The sequence below is a fragment of the Rhodococcus sp. BP-316 genome, from assembly GCF_019836105.1.
GTDB lineage: Bacteria > Actinomycetota > Actinomycetes > Mycobacteriales > Mycobacteriaceae > Rhodococcoides.
On sequence record NZ_JABUEE010000001.1, the window covers coordinates 180,848 to 201,857 of the forward strand.

At 69.8% G+C, this 21,010-nt stretch carries 18 protein-coding genes and 1 tRNA gene; 11 read left to right on the forward strand and 8 right to left on the reverse strand.

Annotated elements, in window-relative coordinates; translation table 11 throughout:
* Positions 1-29: 29 nt before the first annotated feature.
* Together HQ312_RS00795 and HQ312_RS00800 are read right to left on the reverse strand one after the other, a co-directional pair.
* Positions 30-758 carry a histidine phosphatase family protein gene (locus HQ312_RS00795; protein ID WP_222637561.1) on the reverse strand — a complete coding sequence of 243 codons (729 nt, stop codon included), beginning with the start codon at positions 756-758 and terminating at the stop codon, positions 30-32.
* A 47-nt stretch (positions 759-805) separates the two neighbouring features.
* Positions 806-1,651, reverse strand: a complete 846-nt coding sequence (locus HQ312_RS00800; protein WP_027505333.1) for an undecaprenyl-diphosphate phosphatase — start codon at positions 1,649-1,651, stop codon at positions 806-808.
* Positions 1,652-1,812: 161 nt separating this feature from the next.
* Between HQ312_RS00800 and HQ312_RS00805 the strand changes: the two genes are divergently transcribed.
* Positions 1,813-2,742 (forward strand): aldo/keto reductase, encoded by a 930-nt coding sequence (locus HQ312_RS00805; RefSeq protein ID WP_222637563.1) that lies wholly within the window; start codon positions 1,813-1,815, stop codon positions 2,740-2,742.
* 3 nt (positions 2,743-2,745) lie between these two features.
* Here HQ312_RS00805 and HQ312_RS00810 read toward each other — a convergent pair whose 3' ends face one another.
* A complete protein-coding gene (locus HQ312_RS00810; RefSeq protein WP_056444616.1) occupies positions 2,746-3,102 on the reverse strand; it encodes a hypothetical protein in 357 nt (118 codons plus the stop codon).
* 140 nt (positions 3,103-3,242) lie between these two features.
* Here HQ312_RS00810 and HQ312_RS00815 point away from each other — a divergent pair, with 140 nt between their 5' ends.
* The 3 genes from HQ312_RS00815 to HQ312_RS00825 are packed head-to-tail and all read left to right on the forward strand — an operon-like array spanning position 3,243 to position 5,692.
* Complete coding sequence (locus tag HQ312_RS00815; RefSeq protein WP_222637565.1) at positions 3,243-4,286, forward strand: hypothetical protein; 1,044 nt, start codon at positions 3,243-3,245, stop codon at positions 4,284-4,286.
* A gap of 48 nt (positions 4,287-4,334) precedes the next feature.
* Positions 4,335-4,553, forward strand: coding sequence for a DUF5703 family protein (locus HQ312_RS00820; protein ID WP_037185612.1), 219 nt, complete (start codon positions 4,335-4,337; stop codon positions 4,551-4,553).
* 53 nt (positions 4,554-4,606) lie between these two features.
* The gene (locus HQ312_RS00825) at positions 4,607-5,692 is read left to right on the forward strand and encodes a quinone-dependent dihydroorotate dehydrogenase (protein WP_285184900.1); all 1,086 of its coding nucleotides are present in this window, start codon (positions 4,607-4,609) and stop codon (positions 5,690-5,692) included.
* An 11-nt stretch (positions 5,693-5,703) separates the two neighbouring features.
* On the opposite strand, the gene HQ312_RS00830 is transcribed toward HQ312_RS00825, so the two are convergent.
* On the reverse strand, positions 5,704-6,234 hold the full coding sequence (locus HQ312_RS00830; RefSeq protein WP_027505328.1) for a YbhB/YbcL family Raf kinase inhibitor-like protein: 531 nt from the start codon (positions 6,232-6,234) through the stop codon (positions 5,704-5,706).
* A gap of 34 nt (positions 6,235-6,268) precedes the next feature.
* Positions 6,269-7,633 carry a M20/M25/M40 family metallo-hydrolase gene (locus tag HQ312_RS00835; protein WP_081821196.1) on the reverse strand — a complete coding sequence of 455 codons (1,365 nt, stop codon included), beginning with the start codon at positions 7,631-7,633 and terminating at the stop codon, positions 6,269-6,271.
* 153 nt (positions 7,634-7,786) lie between these two features.
* Here HQ312_RS00835 and HQ312_RS00840 point away from each other — a divergent pair.
* The 6 genes from HQ312_RS00840 (at position 7,787) to HQ312_RS00865 (ending at position 14,773) form a co-directional block, all read left to right on the forward strand.
* Positions 7,787-7,872 (forward strand) — tRNA-Leu (locus HQ312_RS00840).
* Between the two features lie 78 nt (positions 7,873-7,950).
* Complete coding sequence (locus HQ312_RS00845) at positions 7,951-9,423, forward strand: SDR family NAD(P)-dependent oxidoreductase (protein ID WP_222637567.1); 1,473 nt, start codon at positions 7,951-7,953, stop codon at positions 9,421-9,423.
* A 57-nt stretch (positions 9,424-9,480) separates the two neighbouring features.
* A complete protein-coding gene (locus HQ312_RS00850) occupies positions 9,481-10,977 on the forward strand; it encodes a glutamate-cysteine ligase family protein (RefSeq protein ID WP_027505325.1) in 1,497 nt (498 codons plus the stop codon).
* 38 nt (positions 10,978-11,015) lie between these two features.
* On the forward strand, positions 11,016-12,317 hold the full coding sequence (locus HQ312_RS00855; protein ID WP_222637569.1) for a trans-acting enoyl reductase family protein: 1,302 nt from the start codon (positions 11,016-11,018) through the stop codon (positions 12,315-12,317).
* Positions 12,314-13,717: a CoA transferase gene (locus HQ312_RS00860; RefSeq protein WP_222637571.1), complete on the forward strand. Its 1,404-nt coding sequence runs from the start codon at positions 12,314-12,316 to the stop codon at positions 13,715-13,717. Before HQ312_RS00855 ends, HQ312_RS00860 begins: the two co-directional genes overlap by 4 nt.
* Positions 13,718-13,729: 12 nt before the next feature.
* Positions 13,730-14,773, forward strand: a complete 1,044-nt coding sequence (locus HQ312_RS00865) for a nucleoside hydrolase (protein ID WP_222637572.1) — start codon at positions 13,730-13,732, stop codon at positions 14,771-14,773.
* A gap of 2 nt (positions 14,774-14,775) precedes the next feature.
* Here HQ312_RS00865 and meaB read toward each other — a convergent pair whose 3' ends face one another.
* The 3 genes from meaB to HQ312_RS00880 are packed head-to-tail and all read right to left on the reverse strand — an operon-like array spanning position 14,776 to position 19,999.
* Entirely contained in the window at positions 14,776-15,786 is a 1,011-nt protein-coding gene (meaB, locus tag HQ312_RS00870; RefSeq protein ID WP_222637573.1) for a methylmalonyl Co-A mutase-associated GTPase MeaB, read from the reverse strand.
* A gap of 2 nt (positions 15,787-15,788) precedes the next feature.
* Positions 15,789-18,071, reverse strand: a complete 2,283-nt coding sequence (gene scpA, locus HQ312_RS00875) for a methylmalonyl-CoA mutase (protein WP_261781959.1) — start codon at positions 18,069-18,071, stop codon at positions 15,789-15,791.
* Positions 18,068-19,999: a methylmalonyl-CoA mutase family protein gene (locus tag HQ312_RS00880; protein ID WP_082544466.1), complete on the reverse strand. Its 1,932-nt coding sequence runs from the start codon at positions 19,997-19,999 to the stop codon at positions 18,068-18,070. Before HQ312_RS00880 ends, scpA begins: the two co-directional genes overlap by 4 nt.
* A 274-nt stretch (positions 20,000-20,273) precedes the next feature.
* On the opposite strand from HQ312_RS00880, the gene HQ312_RS00885 reads away from it, so the two are divergent.
* On the forward strand, positions 20,274-20,897 hold the full coding sequence (locus tag HQ312_RS00885; protein WP_285186007.1) for a TVP38/TMEM64 family protein: 624 nt from the start codon (positions 20,274-20,276) through the stop codon (positions 20,895-20,897).
* Positions 20,898-21,010: the final 113 nt, after the last annotated feature.

Here is a 21,010-nt window from a genome sequence, read left to right on the forward strand (position 1 = left end):
CGGCTGTGACTCCCATTATCCGCGTGTTGTCACTGTCCGGTGGAACCACCGGGGACGGCGTCCGATTCCGACGCGGTCGGAGCCTGGTCGGACGGGGCCTCGGCAGTGGTGTCCGTCTCGGCGGGCGGCGTCGGAACGAACTGCGTCAGATCCCCACCGAGATCGCCGAGACGATGGACGAACGGCCGCGTCTCGGTGTACCGGACGACACTGATCGACGCCGGGTCCACCACGATGCGCTGGAACTGGTCCAGGTGCGACCCCAGAGCATCGGCCAGGACGGACTTGATGACGTCGCCGTGCGAACAGGCCACCCACAGCACGTCGGCGCCGTGCTCGGCGGCGAGCCGCGCGTCGATCTCACGGATCGCGCGCACCGCCCTGATCTGCACGTCGGCGAGGCCCTCACCCCCGGGGAAGACGGCAGCGGACGGGTGCTGCTGCACCACCTTCCACAGCGGCTCCCCCACGAGATCCTTGATCGGCTTGCCGGTCCACTCGCCGTAGTCGACCTCGAGCAGCCGATCCTCCACGACGGGTTCGAGCTCGCGCGCCGCAGCGAGGGGCGCGACCGTCTGTTCGCACCGGAGCAACGGTGATCGCACGATCGCCGCGAGCGGGAGCACCTCGAGACGGGCGACGACACGCATCGCCTGCTCCCGACCGAGATCGTCGAGTTCCACGCCGTCCGACCTGCCCGCGAGCGTGCCGGCCGTGTTGGACGTCGAGCGTCCGTGGCGCAGAAGTATGACCGTCATGACCTCAGCCTAGTGAGACGCGAGGGGCGCCCGGCGTCGCGGTGGCGTCAGTTCGCTGCGACGACACCCGTGGCGAGGAGGCCGAGAACCGCGACGCCGACGACTATGCGGTACCCGACGAACCAGTACAGCGAGTGGTTCTCGACGAAGCGCAGCAACCAGGCGATGGAGGCGTACCCCAGTACGAAGGCCACGAGCGTCGCCACGACGAGCTGGGATCCCGACGCCTGCAGACCTTCGCCCGCCGGTTCGAAGGCATCCGGCAAGGAGAAGAGTCCGGACGCGGTGACGGCCGGGATCGCGAGCAGGAACGAGAAGCGGACCGCGGCGGCACGCGTCAGGCCCATGAACAGACCGGCACTCGTGGTGGCGCCGGATCGGGACACGCCCGGGATGAGCGCGAGACACTGCGCGGCGCCCATGACGAGGCCGTCGCGGGTGGTGAGCTTCTCGATCGGTCGCGTCTGTCGGCCGACCTTCTCCGCGACGGCGATGACCACGGCGAACACGATGAGCAGCGTCGCGATGATCCACAGGTTGCGCGCACCCGTCCGGATCGCGTCCTTGAAGACGAAGCCGAGCACCCCGATCGGGATGGTGGCGAAGATGACGTACCACCCCATGCGGTAGTCCAGAGTGTCGCGCTGGGACTTGTCGGCGATACCGCGGAACCACGCCGCGACGATGCGCCCGATGTCGCGGGCGAAGTAGAGCAGGACCGCGGCCTCGGTACCGAGCTGCGTCACCGCGGTGAACGACGCGCCGGCGTCGTCACCGAAGAAGACCTCGGAGACGATGCGCAGGTGTGCAGAGGAGGAGATGGGGAGGAACTCGGTCAACCCCTGCACGGCGCCGAGCACGAGGGCCTGCACCCAGGACATCGATTCCGCGATCATCGCTGCTCTCCTGCCGTCCGATTCCGCGGCGCGCAGACGCCACCGACGAGGTTTCCTGTCGAAGTCACGAGGCACGACCGTACTAGGGTCGTGCCTCGACCACCGTGTCGGCAGGACGAGACACGGACGGAACACGGCGAAACGGATGCACTGCCTTCATGAAGCACAGAACGGTCGGGAGCAGCGGGCTGCGGGTGTCACGCCTGGGGCTCGGAACGGGTGAATGGGGACGCGGAGTCGACGGTGACGACGCCGCGGCGCAGGTGACGGCGTTCGTCGACGCGGGCGGGACCCTCGTCGACGCGTCCGCCTCGTATGGAGACGGACGCGCGGTGCGGGTGTTGGCCGAAATCGTCGACGACGTGGTTCCGCGCGGTGAGCTGGTTCTCAGCATCGATTCCGGCGTCTCGCGTCCGGACACCTCGGGGCACTGGACCGTCGACTGCTCGCGGCGCGCGCTCCTCGCAGACCTGGACAGGACACTGCGCGAGCTCGGCACCGATCACCTCGATCTGTGGAGCGTCGGCGCGTGGGATCCGCAGACCCCTCTCGGTGAGGTGGCGGCGACTCTGGAGCACGCGGTCTCGTCCGGGCGGGTCCGCTACGCGGGTGTTCGCGGCTTCACGGCGTGGCAGCTGGCCACCGTGTCGGCGTCCGTCGACATCACCGCGGCGCAGGCGGAGTACTCCCTGCTCGCGCGCGGCGCCGAGGACGAGCTGTTCCCCGCGGCCGACCACCACGGCGTGGGCGTTCTCGCGGTGTCGGCTCTGGCGGGCGGCGTGCTCACGGGCAAGTACCGGGACGGTGTACCCGCGGATTCACGCGGCGCGGACGATCACCGACGCTACGCGCTCGCACCCTTCCTCGGTGAGGACGGCGGGAAGGTGGTCGAGGCTGTCATCACGGCGGCCGACGGTCTGGGCACGTCGCCACTCGCGGTGGCTCTGGCGTGGGCCCGAGATCGCCCCGGTGTCGCGTCGGTCGTGGTCGGGACGCGGGACATCGGTCAGCTGACGGGTGTGTTGGCCGCCGAGGAGGTCGCGCTTCCGTCGGCCATCACCTCCGCGCTGGACGACGTCAGTTCCTGACCGTCACTTCGGGTCGATCGCGTTGCCCAGCCGCCCGAGCAGCGATCGCAGGAGTGTGGTGTCGGGCGGCTGCGGCGAGTCGAGCGGACGGACGTCGGCGACCGCGTCCCGGACCGCGGCGACGATCGAGCGCTCGTCCGAGAGGTCGACGTCCGTGACATCGCGCTCCGCGACCGCGTCGACGTCGAGATCGTCGGGAACGGCCTGCGCCAGGTCGGAGCGGTAGACCTCCACGCGCAACGACTTACCGCGTACCCGGAAGGCGAAGCTCCGCCCGTCCGGAGTGGACCCGAACCCGTGGGCGTGCGCCCCCACCGACACGTCCTCCACCGAGAACTCCGTATTGCTCGGCCCCGTCATGCGCCCTCCCTCGCTCTCTCTCGTCGACAGGCACTCGTCGAAACGTACAGACGCGTCATGGTGGACACATCCCTCCCCTGTGCTCGCGCCGGGACGGCGAGATGATCGGATGAGAGAAGACCTGAAGGAGAATCACCCCCATGGCACCCCGACCGACCCGTGCCCACTCGGCACGACGCAGCAGTACCCGTTTCGTCCTTCTCGGCCTCGCCCTGGTGACGACGGTCACAGCAGGATGCGCGAACTCCGACGATCCGGAGCAGCTGAACACGCGTGAGCCGGAGGTCGCCGCGGTGTCCCCCGACACGACCGTCACGCCGGCGGGCGTCACGGCCGACCCGCGCTTCGGCGGTCCGGCCACCGTCGACGGCCTCGCGATCGAGCCTCGCGACCGGATCGCCGGGATCCTCACCGACGACGGTACGACGCTGCTGCTGACCCCGCTCGACTCGGAGGAGAATCCGCGCTCGGTGCGACTCTCCGCACCCGGCACGTCCGTCTCCGCCGGCAGGGACGGCGAACTGTTGGTCACGTCGTCGTCGGGCATCAGCCGGGTGGACGCGCAGTCCGGTGAGGCGACCGACGTCGCGATCGACGGCGGCGCCGCCTCGGTGACGCCGTGGGACGACGGGTACGCCGTCGGGACGCCGACCGGAACCGTCGTGATCACGGGAGCCGACGGCGCGGTCGAGAGCACCATCCCCGGTCAGGCGTCGGTCGACGGTCTCGTACGCACCGGAGACGATCTGGTGTCCCTGGACACCCGGCAGACGTCGGTGACGTCCGTGAACGTCGGTGCCGAACGTCTCGGCGCCGCGCTGCGCGCAGGCGACGGGGCCACCCGCATGACCGGATGCGCCGACGGTGCCGTCGTGGTCGCCGACACGACCGACGACGAACTGCTCGTCTTCACGGGCGACCCCGATCTGATCATGCGACAGCGCTACCCCGTCGCCGGTTCCCCGTTCGCCGTCGCGTGCGAGGACGACGGCACCGTGTGGGTGACCGTGACCGCACTGAACGAGGTGGTGGGATTCGACATCACCTCCGGAATTCCTGTCGAGTCGGCACGGTTCCCCACAGTGCGCCAGCCCGACTCGCTCGCCGTGGACTCGCAGTCCGGCGAACTTTTCGTAGGCTCGAACAGTGGCGCCGGGGTCCAGGTGATCCCGACCCGGGCGTGAGTGCCCGCGAGGACGAGAGCGAGATCCGTGAACCGGAACAACCGTGCGATGCCCGTCGGCTGGGAGACCCAGTCGGACGACTGGGAGTACGTGCCCATCAAGCTGCCGCCGGACGTCACCCGAGTGACGGCCTCGATGCGGCTGGCCATCTCCGCCGAGTTCGGTGGGTGGGAGCTCTCCCGGGTCCGGCTGTACACCGACGGCAGCAGGCGAGTACTTCTCAAACGACGCAAGACCGCGCACCACGTGCCCGATCCCGGTCTCTGACCGAGTGGCGGCGCCGCACCACCGACGAGATTCCCGACGAGAGGTTCCAGGCTGTGAGCCCGTACCGGCTGCTGCTCCGCGCGATGTTCCTGCTCCCTCCGGAACGCATTCATCACCTCGCATTCGCGGCGATGGTCGCGGTGACTCGATTCGCGCCCCTGCGTGCGCTGGTCTCGCGCGTGCTCTCGGTCCGAGATCCGGCACTGCGGACGACCGCCTTCGGCGTGACGTTCCCCACCCCGGTCGGGCTGGCCGCCGGTTTCGACAAGACCGGTGAGGGTGTCGACGCGTGGGGTCCGCTGGGGTTCGGTTTCGCGGAGGTCGGCACCGTGACCGCGCAGGCGCAACCCGGAAACGCACAGCCTCGACTCTTCCGGCTTCCCGCCGACCGAGGCCTGCTCAACCGCATGGGTTTCAACAATCCGGGTGCGGCGGCGGTGGCCGAGCGTCTGCGCGGACGACGCGGGGACATCCCGGTCGGCGCCAACATCGGCAAGACGAAGGTGGTTCCCGCGGCGGACGCCGCGATCGACTACACGGAGAGTGCGCGGCTGCTCGGCCCGCTGTCGGACTTCGTCGTGGTCAACGTGAGTTCGCCGAACACCCCCGGACTGCGGGATCTGCAGGCGGTGGAATCGCTGCGGCCTCTGCTGGCCGCCGTGGCGAGCGTCGTGACGGTGCCCGTCCTGGTGAAGATCGCGCCCGACCTGTCGGACGACGACGTCGACGCGGTGGCAGACCTGGCCATGGAGCTGGGATCCGCCGGCATCGTGGCGACCAACACGACCATCGGGCGCGACGGGCTGCGGACGGCCGGGGCCGCGGATCTCGGAGCGGGTGGCGTCTCCGGCCCGTACGTCGCGGACCGATCACTCGAGGTGCTGCGCCGACTGCGTGCACGCGTCGGGGACTCGATGACGCTGATCTCGGTCGGCGGTGTCGAGACCGCCGACGACGCGTGGGAACGCATCCTCGCCGGTGCCACCCTCGTGCAGGGGTACACAGGCTTCGTCTACGGCGGTCCGTTCTGGGCGCGCCGCGTCGCCGTCGGCCTGGCTCGACGAGCCCGGGCCGCGGGATTCGCCTCGGTGGCCGACGCGGTCGGCACGGAGACTGTCCCGCGGCCCGGGCCGCGCTGACTCGGTTCTCGTCAGCTCTGCTCGTACGTGCCCACGATGACGGCACGCGCGATGGCGTGACTGAAGAGGTTGAATCCGAGGTACGCCGGTGACGCACTCTCGTCGATCTCGAGCTTCTCGACGTCGACGGCGTGTACCGCCACGAAGTAGCGGTGCGGTCCGTGCCCCTGCGGGGGTGCGGCACCGATGAACCGGGCCAGGCCCGCGTCGTTGCGCAGCGTGATCGCGTCGTTCGGCAACCCGGTGGAGCTGTCGTCGCCCGCTCCGGTGACCAGGGTGGTGGTCGAGACGGGGATGTTCGCCACCGCCCAGTGCCAGAAACCGGACGCCGTCGGCGCATCGGGGTCGTAGACGGTGACGGCGAAGCTCTTGGTCTCCTCAGGGAAACCCGACCACGACAGCTGCGGCGAGTTGTCGTGGCCGCCCGCGCCCATGATGCCGCTGACCTGGTCCTCGTGGAGCGGCTGACCGTCGGTGACGTTGTCCGACGTGAGCTCGAACGACGGCAGCGACGGCAGTGCGGCGTAGGGATCGTGTGACATGAGGTCCTCTCGGGAGATATGGGTTCGGGGGTTGTCAGCTGTGCAGAAGGAAGTGCTCGAAGACCTTGGTACCGAAGATCAACGACTCGACGGGTACCCGTTCGTCCACGCCGTGGAACAACGCCGCGAAGTCGAGCTCGGGCGGCAGCTTGAGCGGCGCGAAGCCGAAGCAGCGGATGCCCAGCTTGGCGAACGCCTTGGCGTCGGTGCCGCCGGACAGCATGTAGGGCACCGTGCGACCGTTCTCGTCGAACGCCAGGATCGCGTCGTTCATCGCGTCGACGAGGTGCCCGTCGAACGTGGTCTCGTACGGCTCCAGGTCGGTGATCCAGGACCGTTCGACGTGCGGACCGATGAGCGCGTCGACCTCGCGCTCGAACTGCGCCTTGCGTCCCGGCAGGACGCGGCAGTCGATGGTGGCGGAGGCCGTCTGCGGGATGACGTTGGCCTTGTACCCGGCCGAGAGCATCGTGGGGTTTGCCGTGTCGCGCAGCGTCGCGCCGACGATGCGGGCGATGCTGCCGAGCTTGGCGAGGGTGCCGTCGATGTCGGGCGACTCGGGGTCGAAGGCCAGGCCGGTCTCCGAGCTCACGGCGGCGAGGAACTCGGTCACCGAGTCCGTCATCACCAGCGGGAACTGGTGGTTACCCAGTGCTGCAACGGCTTCGGCGAGGTACGTCACGGCGTTGTCCTCGTGCAGGAACGATCCGTGACCGGCGCGAGCCTTGGCCGTCAGACGCATCCAGGCGAGCCCCTTCTCCGCCGTCTCGACGAGGTAGAGGCGACGCTCGTCGCCCTCGGGGGTGGACACCGTCAGCGAGAAGCCGCCGACCTCGCCGACGGCCTCGGTGACACCCTCGAACAGATCGGGTCGGTGCTCGACGAGCCAGTGCGACCCGTACCTGCCGCCGGCCTCCTCGTCGGCCAGGAACGCGAAGACCAGGTCGCGGGGCGGGACGGTGCCGGCCGACTTGAACTGTCGGGCCAGCGCCAGGGCCATGCCGACCATGTCCTTCATGTCGACGGCGCCGCGTCCCCACAGGTAGCCGTCCTCGACGGCACCCGAGAAGGGATGCACGCTCCAGTCGGCGGGCTCGGCCGGAACGACGTCGAGGTGGCCGTGCACGAGCAACGCGCCGCGTGAGCTGTCGGCGCCGGCCAGTCGGGCGAAGACGTTGCCGCGGCCGGGCGCACCCGACTCGACGTACTCGGTCTCGTACCCCACGGCCTCGAGCTGGCGCGCCACCCACTCGGCGCACTCCTTCTCGCCGGCGGTGGTCTCGAGCTCACCGGTGTTGGAGGTGTCGAAGCGGATCAGCGACGAGACGAGGTCGACCACCTCGTCCACGGCCACGGTCTGCTTCTCGGTCTGGTGGTCGTTCTCTCCTGTTGCGGACACAGCTCGTTCCTACCACTCCAGGTGCCTCGGCAGGTGCTCCGACGTGCGGTTTTGGTCCAGGGCGCGGTATCGGCTAGATTTAGCGACCGCACCGAGAACACGGGTGCGACGCGATCGTGAACTGTGTGTGACCAGCAGGGAGTGACGCGGGTTGTCCGAGTGGCGGAATGGCAGACGCGCTAGCTTGAGGTGCTAGTGTCCTATTAACGGACGTGGGGGTTCAAGTCCCCCCTCGGACACCGAAGACAGACCGACGAAAGCCCCGATTCCTCACGGAATCGGGGCTTTCGTCATGACACGGGAGCGTGGAGGCGGCGATGACGGAGCACAGCGTGACGGGCATCGACCCCGACGAACTCGCGGCGTGCCTGCGCGTGCTCGACCGCGCGGCGGCCCTGGACGACAATCACCCCGACGCCGTGACCGTGCAGCGTGCCACGGCCGGCATGTTCAAGGCCGCGAAGAAGCGTCGCCGCCTGGAGTCGCGCGCCCGCGTCGCCGACGCCGACCGCGCCGTCGTCGCCGCCACGGCGACCGGATCACCCGACCGCATCGACGACGAGACCGCCGGGCTGGCGCTGACGTCGGCCACCACCACCGAGACCGCGGGCACACTGCAGCGTGCGCGTCCCTGCTACATCTGCAAGCAGCGGTACACGACGGTGGACGCGTTCTATCACCAGCTCTGCCCCGAGTGCGCCGCCCTGAACCACGCGAAGCGGGACGCCCGGACCGATCTCACCGGCCGCCGCGCCGTGCTCACCGGCGGGCGCGCGAAGATCGGCATGTACATCGCGTTGCGCCTGCTGCGCGACGGTGCTCACCTGACCATCACGACGCGCTTCCCCGCGGACGCGGTGCGCCGGTTCTCCTCGATGTCCGACAGCCACGACTGGATGCATCGGCTGTCCGTCGTCGGCATCGACCTGCGTGATCCCGCGCAGGTGGTCGCGTTCGCGGACTCCGTCGCGGCGGAGGGCCCGCTCGACATCCTGATCAACAACGCCGCTCAGACCGTCAAGCGGTCCGCCGGCTCGTACACCGCCCTCGAGGACGGTGAGCACGGCGTCGATCTGGCAGCGCTCGGGGTGCGCACGTTCGGCGCGACGAGCGATGCCCACCCGGCAGCGCTGGTGGGGGCGTTCGGCGAGACCGACGGCGACACCGTCGCTCTCGACACCGCCGTCATGGCGAACATGGGGCCGTCGCAGGTGACCTCCATGGCCCTCGTCGCCGGTTCGGCGTCCCTGCAGCGCATGGCTGCCGGAACGGCGATCGACGCGGGTGGGCTGGTACCCGACGAGGCGCCGACCAACAGCTGGGTGCACACCGTCGACCAGGTGGATCCCGTCGAGCTGCTCGAGGTGCAGCTGTGCAACTCGGTGGCGCCGTTCATCCTCGTCTCGCGCCTGCGCGTCGCCCTGGCGGCGTCGCCGCATCGCCGGTCCTACGTCGTCAACGTCTCCGCGATGGAGGGCCAGTTCGGCCGCGGCTACAAGGGACCGGGGCATCCGCACACCAACATGGCCAAGGCCGCACTGAACATGCTGACGCGCACCAGTGCGAACGAGATGCTCGACGACGGCATCTCGATGAGCGCGGTGGACACCGGCTGGATCACCGACGAACGCCCGCACCCGACGAAGATCCGCCTCGCCGACGAGGGCTTCCACGCGCCCCTGGATCTGGTGGACGGCGCGGCCCGTGTCTACGACCCCATCGTCCAGGGTGAGCTCGGTGTCGATCTGCACGGGAAGTTCCTCAAGGACTACGCGGCCTCGCCCTGGTGACACCGCCGAACCCCCGTGTCGTGCGCCTGGCGGCCGCCCACGTGGTGCAATGTCGTGATGGGCGACGAGGTCGAGCAGCGCACGTTCAGCCGTAAGGACCGGCAGATGTTCCGGCACAAGGTGCAGGAGTGTCTGGACGCCCTGGCGGCGATGTTGGCGGATGACACCTTCCGGGTGGACGAGCCACGCCTGGGCATGGAGATCGAGCTCAACCTGGTGGACGAGTCGATGCAGCCGGCCATGGCCAACGCGGCCGTGCTCGAGGCGATCGCCGATCCGGACTTCCAGACCGAGCTGGGCCAGTTCAACATCGAGATCAACGTGGCCCCGGAACCGCTGGCGGGCGACCGGATGCGCATCCTGGAGAACGGATTACGCACCTCTCTGGACACCGCGGACGCCCGTGCTCGTGAGCAGGGATGCGCCCTGGCGATGATCGGGATGCTGCCCACGCTGGGCAAGGATCACTTCGCCCACCAGTGGTTGTCCAGCAATCCGCGATACGACCTGCTCAACCAACAGATCTTCGCGGCGCGCGGCGAGGACATCGAACTGTCGATCACCGGGGTCCCTCTGCCCGGCAGCCACGACATCGAGTCGTTGAACGAGATCTCCGACACGATCCTCCCCGAGGCCGCGTGCACCTCCGTGCAACTGCACCTGCAGGTCTCGCCGACGGAGTTCCCCGCGCACTGGAACGCCGCGCAGGCGCTGGCGGGAGTGCAGGTGGCACTGGCCGCCAACTCCCCCTTCCTCGCCGGCAAGGCACTGTGGCACGAGACCCGGATCCCCCTGTTCGAACAGGCGACGGACACGCGCCCACAGGAACTCAAGAACCAGGGAGTACGACCCCGCGTGTGGTTCGGCGAGCGCTGGATCACGTCGATCTTCGATCTGTTCGAGGAGAACTCGCGGTATTTCCCCGCGCTGCTGCCGGTCGTGTCCGACGAGGATCCGATGGCCGAACTCGCGGCGGGCCGAGCGCCCGGCCTGACCGAGCTGAAGATGCACAACGGCACCGTCTACCGATGGAACCGTCCGATCTACGACACCTCGAACGGCGAGCAGCACATCCGCCTCGAGAACCGCGTTCTTCCCGCAGGGCCGACCGTGCTCGACGTCCTCGCCGACGCGGCGCTGTACTACGGCACCCTGCGGTCGCTCGTCGACGCGGACCGGCCGGTGTGGACGCAGATGTCGTTCGACGCCGCCGTGGAGAACCTGCACTCGGCGGCCCGCGGCGGGTTCGACTCGCGGCTCTACTGGCCGGAGGTCGGCTGGATCTCGCCGCAGGAGCTGGTCCTGCGCCGACTGCTGCCCATGGCCGAGGCGGGTCTCGCGTCGTACGGCGTGGACACCGAGGTGCGCGACCGCTACCTCCGGGTCATCGAGGGTCGATGCCTGCGCCGTCAGTCCGGATCGGTGTGGCAACGCAATGCCGTCGTCGCACGCGAGCGTGCCGGGGAGTCGCGCGAGCGCGCCGTGGCGGGCATGTTGTCCGACTACCTGCAGCTCATGCACGAGGGCGAGGCCGTCCACACGTGGTCGTGGTGAGTGGTGGTGGGTCACAGGAGCGCTTGTAGGCTCGGGTGATGGCCGAGACTTCCGCACCTGACCCATCCGAACTCGACACTGCGTCCGATCTCGACACGGCAGGGGATCGCGAGTTGGACGTCGTCGTCTACGGCGCCACCGGTTTCGTGGGCGCGCTCACCGCCGAGTACCTGGCGAATCATGCCCCGCAGGGCACGTCGATCGCACTCGCGGGCCGGTCCCGATCCAAGTTGGAGTCGACCCGTCGCGGTCTGCCGTCCCGCGCCGCCGACTGGCCACTGCTCGTCGCGGACGCGGACGACGAGGCCGCGCTCATCGACATCGCTTCTCGCACACAGGTCGTCATCACCACGGTCGGGCCGTACGCGAAGTTCGGACGCACGCTCGCGCACGTCTGCGCGGCGCAGGGCACGGACTACGTCGACCTCACCGGCGAGGTGCTGTTCGCTCGTCTCAGTGCCGACCAGAACCACGATCTCGCACACTCCACCGGCGCTCGGATCGTGCACTCCTGCGGCTTCGACTCGGTGCCGTCCGACATCGGCGTGCACGCGCTCTACTCCAAGGTCCACGAGGACGGAGCAGGCGACCTGACCGACACCACCCTCGTCGTGACGTCGATGAGCGGCGGGGTCAGCGGCGGCACCATCGACTCGCTGCGCGGCCAGATCGACGAGATCACGAAGGACCGCGCCGCGGCGAAGATGGCGGCGAGCCCCTACTCGCTCAGCCCCGACCGCTCGATCGAGCCGGATCTGGGACGCCAGAGCGACACCCCCATCGTCAAGGGCGCCGACATCCACCCCGATCTCAAGGGGTGGAAGGCACCGTTCGTGATGTCCTCGTACAACACTCGGGTCGTGCGCCGCACGAACGCGCTGCTCGGATACCCGTACGGCAAGAACTTCCGCTACAGCGAGGTCATGAGCGTGGGCTCGTCGCCCGCCTCCCCGGTGATCGCCGGTGCCGTGCTCGCCGGACTGGGCGCTTTCGTCGCGGGCATGGCCTTCAAACCCACCCGGTTCCTTCTCGACAAGATCCTGCCCAAGCCGGGCGACGGTCCCAGCGAGAAGACCCGGCAGAAGGGGCATTTCACGATCGACGTCTACACCACCACCAGCACCGGTGACCGGTACGTCTCGCGCGTGAAGGCGAAGGGCGATCCTGGCTACGCGGCCACCGCCATGATGCTGGGCGAATCGGCACTGGCGCTCGCGCTCGACCGTGACGCACTCCCCTCCGTCGGCGGCGGCGTGCTCACCCCGGCCTCCGGAATCGGTGACGCGCTGATCCACCGACTCCGCGGCGCCGGCATGGAGATCTCCGCGCGCAAGGTATGACCGACCTGCTGCACCGGTACCAGGCCGACCTGGGTCTCGCTCAGGCCGCCGACATCACCGTGCGACCCGTGTCCGAGGGCGTGTTGTCGTCGACCCTGCCGGTGGCCGCGCTGGCCGTCGGTGCGGTCGCTGCACTCGGTTCCGCGGTCGACCGGTTCCGCGTCGCCTCGGGGCTGACCGCACCGTCACCGCGCGTGGTGGTCGGCGATCGGGTCGCCGCGTCGTTCGCGGGGGACAGACTGTTGCGCATCGACGGGCGGCCGGTCGCAGGGTTCGCCGCCCTGTCCGGCTTCTTCCGCACCGCGGACGGGTGGGTGCGCACCCACGCCAACTACCCGCACCACCGGGCGCGACTGCTCTCGCTACTCGAGCTCGCCGACGACGCCGACCACACCGCCGTCGCGGCGGCTCTGCTCCGCCACGAGGCTCTGGACGTGGAGGAGCGTGCAGCAGAACTCGGCGCGCTCGTCGTGGCGGTGCGGACCCCGGACGAGTGGTTCGGCTCGGCGCCCGGCCGTTTCACGCGTTCCGGCCCCATCGTCTCGTCCACCGTGCGTCCCGACGGTCTGCCGTCGCTCCCCGAACCACCGACCGACCCGATGCGACCGCTGGCCGGGGTGCGCGTACTGGATCTCACGCGGGTCATCGCCGGCCCGGTCGCCGCGCGCGATCTGGCCCTCCTCGGTGCATCGGTACTGCGGGTCGACTCCCCACTGCTGCCGGAGATCGAAGCCCAGCACCTCGACACCGGCGCCGGCAAGTACTCGACACTCCTGGACGTGCTCGTCGACGACGACGACGAGCGACTGACGGCGCTGATGTCGTCGGTGGACGTGGTGGTCGGCGGCTACCGGCCGGGCTCCTACATCGACGACCACCTCCGCGCGCACCGGCCGAGCGGAGCGATCATCGGGACGGTGAGTGCGTGGGGCGGCCGGGGGCCGTGGGCACGGCGGCGCGGATTCGACAGCCTGGTGCAGGCGGCGTCCGGCATCGCGAACATGTGCGGCGGGAAGGCCGGAGGCCGGTCGGATGACGGCGGGAAGGCCGGAGGCCGGTCGGATGACGGCGGGACGGCCGGGGTTCCGGGGGCGCTGCCGGTGCAAGCGCTCGATCACGCGTCCGGCCACCTGCTGGCGGCGGGAATCGTCGACGCTCTGACCCAGCGCCTCGACGGTGGCATCGGTAGGACGGTGTCGGTCTCGTTGGCACGCACTGCCGCCTGGCTGCTCGATGCCGACGGCAGGGTCGACACTCCGGCCGACCCCGTGCTGCCGACGGACGAGCACACCGTCCTCCACGACGACGTGCGCACGGCCCGACCGGCGCTCGCGGAGTACGACGATCACCCCTTCCCGGCCCGCCCGTGGGGACGCGACGAGCCACGCTTCCCGTCCTGACAGGATGGCGGCATGACCGACGTCGACTCCCCCGCCCGCACTCGACTCCTCGTCGACGTCGACACCGGAATCGACGACTCCCTCGCTCTGGTCTACCTGGCTGCGAGTCCGAACGCCGAGATCGTGGCCGTGTGCTGCACGGCGGGCAACGTGCCCACCGCGCAGGTGACACGAAACACGCTGTCCTGGTTGGAGATCTGTGGTCTGACCGACGTGGAGGTGGCCGTCGGCGTCGACGCACCTCTGGTCGCCCCGCTGATGACGACGGAGGACACGCACGGTCCGCTGGGAGTGGGCTACGCGAATCTGCCGGCGCCCACCATGACCGTCTCCGATCGGACGGCGGCGCAGGCGTGGGTGGACCTGGCGCGCGAGAACCCGGGCGAGCTGGTCGGACTGGTGACCGGTCCGATGACGAATCTGGCTCTGGCACTGCGGCTCGAGCCCGCACTACCCGTGCTGCTGAAGCGTCTGGTGATCATGGGCGGCAGCATCGATCACCCGGGGAACACGACGCCCACATCCGAATGGAACGTGGCGGTCGACCCGGAAGCCGCGAAGGAGGTGTTCGACGCATTCGACGCGGTGCCTTCGGGCCGGGAGCCGATCGTGTGCGCCCTGGGCCTGACGGAACGGATCGAGATGCGTCCGTCGCACGTGGCACGTCTGGCAGAGATCGCCGGATCCGTTCCGGTGGAGCATCTCTCGATCGACGAGGTGGGAGCACGCTCGACGGCGTCGGTGCCCGTCGTGCGGTACCTGACCGACGCGGTGCGGTTCTACATGGAGTTCCACCACGCGCAGGGTGAGGGATACCTGGCGCACATGCACGACCCGTTCGCGGCGGCCGTCGCACTGCACCCGGAGATCGCCGAGTACGCCCTGGCCACCGTCGACGTCGAACTCGTCGGGACCCTCACGCGGGGAACGACGGTGGCCGACCGGCGCGGGTTCTGGGGACGTCGCCCCAATGCCGCGATCGCCGTGTCGACCGATCCGGACGCCTTCTTCGATCACCTGCTCGCGACGGTCGGGGCGTTCGCCGCCGGGACCTGAGTTCAGCCGTCGAAGGCGGTCAGGATCTCCTGCGCACCCAGTGCGGCCGTGAGCGATCCGTCGGCCACGCGCCTCTCCACGTCGGCGCGGACGGCGGTCACCGCGGGACTCGACGACAGTCGGCGCATCAGCTGGTCCTGCACCATGGTCCACACCCACTGGACCTGCTGGTCGCGGCGGCGGGCGTCGAAGTCGCCTGCCGCGCTGAGGACGTCGCGATGGCGGCACACAGTGTCCCAGAACTCCGTGAGTCCGGTCTCCTCGATCGCGCTCATCGTCAGCACGGGCGGCGTCCACAGGGCGTCGTGCGGGTAGATCAGTCGGAGCGCTCCGGCGAGTTCGCGCGCGGCACCCTTGGCGTCGCGGAGATGGTTCCCGTCGGCCTTGTTGACGGCGACCACGTCGGCGAGTTCGAGGACACCCTTCTTGATGCCCTGCAGCTGATCTCCCGTGCGCGCGAGCGTCAGGAAGCAGAAGGTGTCCACCATGCCCGCGACCGTGATCTCGGACTGCCCGACCCCGACGGTCTCCACCAGCACGACGTCGTAGCCGGCCGCCTCGAGCAGCACGATCGTCTCGCGGGTCGCCTTCGCGACACCGCCGAGGGTTCCCGACGTCGGGGACGGCCGGATGTACGCCTCGGGCGCGACCGTGAGCCGTGCCATCCGCGTCTTGTCCCCGAGGATGGAGCCCCCGGTACGGGTCGACGACGGATCCACCGCGAGAACCGCGACGCGGTGGCCCTTCTCGATGAGTGTCATGCCCAGGGCATCGATGAACGTCGACTTGCCGACTCCCGGTACGCCCGTGATGCCCACCCGATGCGACCCCCCGGCGTGCGGAAGGAGCTCGAGCAGCATCTGTTGGGCGAGGTCGCGATGGTCGTCGCGGGTGGACTCGACGAGGGTGATGGCACGCGCCAGCCCGGCACGCTCACCGGCCCGCACCGAGGCCACGAGCGCGTCGAGATCGATCGCCGGACGCGTGGGACGTGCTGCGGTCGCGTCGGACATGCTCAGGCGTTCGCTCCTGCGTCCGAGACGGCCGCGCCGTGACCCAGGCTCTCCGCGAGCTGGCCGATGAGATCGACCGCGGCGTCGGCGATCACCGTGCCGGGCGGGAATATCGCGGCCGCCCCGGCCTCACGCAGCGCGTCGAAGTCGCCCGGCGGGATGACGCCGCCGACCACGACCATGATGTCGGACCGGCCGACGGCGGCGAGTGCTTCCCGCAGCGCCGGAACCAGCGTCAGGTGACCGGCGGCGAGCGACGACACCCCGATGACGTGGACGTCGTTGTCGGCGGCCTGGTTCGCCACCTCCTCGGGGGTCTGGAACAGGGGGCCGACATCGACGTCGAAGCCGATGTCGGCGAACGCCGTCGCGATGACCTTCTGCCCGCGATCGTGTCCGTCCTGCCCCATCTTCGCTACCAGGATGCGGGGTCGGCGGCCCTCCGCCTTCGCGAACGCCGTCGCCAGCTCGCCTGCATGCACCATGTTCGTGGCCTTCCCCGCCTCGTCCCGGTAGACACCGCTGATCGTGCGGATCTCGGCGCGGTGCCGTCCGTAGATCTTCTCGAGAGCGTCGGAGATCTCGCCCACCGTCGCCATGGCCCGCGCCGCGTCGACGGCGAGGGCGAGCAGGTTGTTCTCCATCCCGCCGTCGGTGGACGCGGCCGCCGCGGTGAGGGCGGACAGCGCCGCCTCGACGCGGCCGGGGTCGCGCTCCTCGCGCAGCCGCTCCAGCTTCTCGATCTGCTCGGTGCGCACCCGCGAGTTCTCGACCTTGAGCACCTCGATGGCGTCGGGCTCGTCGGGCACGTACTTGTTGACACCCACCAGCGGCTGCCGACCGGAGTCGATGCGCGCCTGCGTCCGCGCCGCCGCCTCCTCGATGCGGAGCTTCGGGATGCCCTCGCCGATGGCCTTGGCCATTCCGCCGGCCTCCTCGACCTCGGCGATGTGCGCGCGGGCCCGATCGGCGAGCTGGTGGGTCAGCCACTCCACGTAGTACGAGCCGCCCCACGGATCGATGGGCCGCGTCGTGCCGGACTCCTGCTGCAGCAGCAGCTGGGTGTTGCGGGCGATCCGGGCGGAGAAGTCGGTGGGCAGCGCGAGCGCTTCGTCGAGCGCGTTGGTGTGCAGTGACTGCGTGTGTCCCTGCGTCGCGGCCATCGCCTCGATACACGTGCGGGAGACGTTGTTGAAGACGTCCTGCGCCGTCAGCGACCAGCCGGACGTCTGCGAATGTGTGCGCAGCGACAGTGATTTCGCGCTGGACGGATCGAACTTCTGCACCAGCTCCGCCCACAGCAACCGGCCCGCGCGCAGCTTGGCGACCTCCATGAAGAAGTTCATGCCGATGGCCCAGAAGAAGGACAGCCGCGGGGCGAACGTGTCGATGTCCATGCCCGCGGCCAGCCCGGCGCGGATGTACTCCACCCCGTCGGCGAGGGTGTACGCGAGCTCCAGATCGGCCGTCGCGCCGGCTTCCTGGATGTGGTAACCGGAGATGGAGATCGAGTTGAACTTCGGCATGTGCGTCGAGGTGTACGCGAAGATGTCGGAGATGATCCGCATCGACGGCTCGGGCGGATAGATGTAGGTGTTGCGCACCATGAACTCTTTGAGGATGTCGTTCTGGATGGTGCCGGCGAGCTTCTCCGGTCCGACGCCCTGCTCCTCCGCCGCGACGACGTACAGCGCCAGGATCGGCAGCACGGCGCCGTTCATGGTCATCGACACCGACACCGACCCCAGGTCGATCCCGTCGAAGAGTTGGCGCATGTCGTAGATCGAGTCGATCGCGACACCCGCCATGCCGACATCGCCCTGCACGCGCGGGTGGTCACTGTCGTAGCCGCGGTGCGTCGCGAGGTCGAACGCGACCGACAGCCCCTTCTGACCGGCAGCGAGGTTGCGACGGTAGAACGCGTTGGACTCCGACGCCGTCGAGAATCCGGCGTACTGACGAATCGTCCACGGCTGGTTGACGTACATCGTCGGGTACGGACCGCGCAGGAACGGAGCCGTGCCCGGGTAGGAGTCGAGCGGGTACCCGGCCTCGGCCGCCTCCGCCCGGTCGGCGCCGGTGTACAGGGGTCGGACGTCGATGCCCTCGGGGGTGGACCACACCACCTGCTCGGGCGAGTAGCCGTGGGCCGCCGCGGCCGCCTCGACGTGGGCGCGCGCATCGTCGACCCCCGCCGGCGCTGCCGCGTCCGCGCCGCGGGGGTCGACGAGCGGAACGTCCGCGAAACTGCCCACGGGGCCCATGTCACCAGCGTCGTCGGTCATGCGGTGTGTCCTTCCGTACGAGCCTCGCCGGTGAGTGCATCGAGAAGAGCACTCAGTTCGGCGACGGCATCGATGGTGAGCGTGAGATGTCCGTCCGGGGTCTGTTCCGGCGACGCGTCCGCGAAGGCCGAGGCACCGCCGGCGACGAGCACCGTCCGCACCCCCGCCGACCGCAGAGCGGCGACGGCGTCCGGTCCCTCGGCGGCGTACCGCTTGTCGGTGCCGCACAGCACGGCGATCGGCGAGGCGGTCTCGCGTGCCACCGCGGCGAGATCGGCTCCCGCACCGGGGTTCACCGCCTCGATCCCGCCCGACGCCATGAGGTTCGCCGCGAACGTGGTGCGTCCGTTGTGTTCCGCGACGCTGCCCAACGGCGCCAGCAGCACCACCGGGCGACTGCCCTTGTCCGCCAGCACCGCGTCGCTGCGATCACGCAGCGCCTCGAACTCGGCGGCGTACCGCGTCGCGGGACGTCCGGCGACGGTGCCGTTCCCCGAGGCCGCGGGCGACGGCTCCTGCAGGTTCGGGAACTCGTTGACACCGGTGACCGCGGTGCGGCGGTGGGCGATGTCGCTCGCACGGGCAGCTCGGGTCTCCTCGACCCGGCGCGCGATCTCACCGGACTCCAGGGCGGCGCGGTAACCGCCGGCGGCCTCGACCGCCTGCAGGACCGACCACGCCGAGTCCGCGAGCGCGTCGGTGAGCGACTCGACGTACCAGGAACCACCGGCCGGATCGACCACCCGACCCAGGTGGGACTCCTCGAGCAGGAGCAGCTGGGTGTTGCGCGCGATCCGTGCGGCGAAGGTCTGCGAGACGTCCGCGGCGCCGCCGGGAATCGCGGCGTCGAACGGCAGGACGGTCACCGCGTCGGCTCCGCCCACACCGGCGCCGAACGCGGCCAGCGTCGTGCGCAGCATGTTCACCCAGGGATCGCGCTGCGTCATCATCGCCGCCGAGGTGACGGCGTGCTGTGGGGCCCCGCCGTGCTCCGGCGCCCCGAGCACCTCGGCCACCCGGGCCCAGACCCGCCGGGCCGCACGGAACTTGGCGATGGTCTCGAACTGCTCGTCGGTGGCCGCGAGCCGGAACTCCACCTGTCCCAATGCCTCGACAGTGGACAGTCCCGCCGCCGTGAGCGCGCGCAGATACTCGAGTCCGGCCGCGACGGTCAGACCGACCTCCTGCGCGTCTGCCGACCCGGCAGCGTGGAACACGGTGCCGTCCAACGTGATCGCGCGCACCCGCTCGGTGCGCGCCACTGCCCGCACCGCGAGATCGATCGCGTCCTGCTCGCTCGCACCCGGGAGGTCGGCGAATCGATCGGTCAGCGGTGACGCCCCCAGTCGGACGTCGGCGGCGGCACCGCGCTCGTCCAGGAGCGCGAACAGCGCGTCGGCCACCGCTGTGACGTCCGCACCCGCGTCCAGTGTCAGGGGCGCGAGGTCGAGCAGGACCCCGTCGAGTGCGCGGGCCAGGCCCTCGGCGCCCACGGACGCCGTGTCGAGCCACAGGGCGCTCGTGCCGTTCTGCAGCGCGTCGAGGAGCTGGTCGTTGAGCGTCGCCGCGTCCGAGTCCGCACCGGCGGGACGACCGAACCGACCGGCGACCAGCCACCCGACGTTGACGTCGCGATGCGCGTCCGTGCCGCGCGTGAAGGGGAAGGTGCCGGGCAGCGGAGCCTCGGCAGTCTCGTCCAGCGGCCCGTACAGGGGCCGCACCGTGACCCCGTCGTACGTGGTCACCTCGAGCAGCGTCTCCGGATGCTCGGGGAGCTCCGAGACGTCCACCCGACGAGCCTTGGCCAGCACCCCGGCCACGCCGCGGCGCCAGGTCGCGAAACCCTCCTCGGCGCTGCTCACCGGTACGGCCGCGCCGACGTCCTCGGCAGCGACGGAATCCGGTGTCCCGGTGTGTGACGTGGCCATGTGTCCCTTTCGCGCCTGCGGATGCTGTGATGTTAACCGCACTCCGGGCACGCTATCCCGAGTCCCATCACAGTGGCCTGAGACAAACTTCACACTAGTAGGGCGTCCGAGCATTGGTCCTCCTAGTGACCGTTCCGACCGCGTCGACGAGCACCGCTCGCATCGCTCTTCGGTAGCGTGAGCAGACGTGACGACCCCCGACATCGACCCGCACGACACAGTGCCGTCGGAGGAGTCGATCGTCGTCGGAGGCCGCCGCGCGCTCGTGCTGCGCGTGGCCGCGACCGTCACCGTGCTCGCCGCCCTGATCGTCGTGGCACTGCTCGTCCCCCTCCCCACCATCGACCGCGTGCGGGAGTGGGCCGTCGCCGTCGGGCCGGCCTTCCCCCTCGTCTTCTTCGCGGCGCACGCGATCATCACGGTGGCGCCGATCCCCCGCACCCTGTTCACGGTGTCGGCGGGTGTGCTGTTCGGACCCGTGACGGGGGTCGGTGTGGCGGTCGCAGCGACGACCGTGAGTGCAGTGCTCGCGTTCCTGCTGGTCCGAGCACTCGGCCGCGACGTGGTGACCGCACGCTGGGACCATCCGGTGATCCGGGCCGTCGATTCCCGTCTCGCGCGACGGGGATGGTTGGCGGTGGGGAGTCTTCGACTCATCGCGCCGGTGCCGTTCTCGGTGGTCAATTACTCCGCCGGCCTGTCTTCGGTGGCCGTGGTGCCGTTCGCGCTGGCGACGGTGGTCGGGGTGATCCCGGGAACGGTCGGCATCGTGTTGCTCGGCGACGCTCTGGCCGGTCACGGCGATCCGGTCCTGCTCGCGATCTCGGGGGTCTGCATTGCCGTGGGCGTCGTGGGACTGATCCTGGACGCGCGGATGCCGGTGGCCGGCGATCGATGAGGTCAAGGTCACGGGCTTGATGTGGCTGGATCAAGGTCGACGACGAACTCTGTACGTCGCAACGCATCAAGACTCGAGGCTTGATTCGGACTGATCAAGCTTCTAGGGTTGAT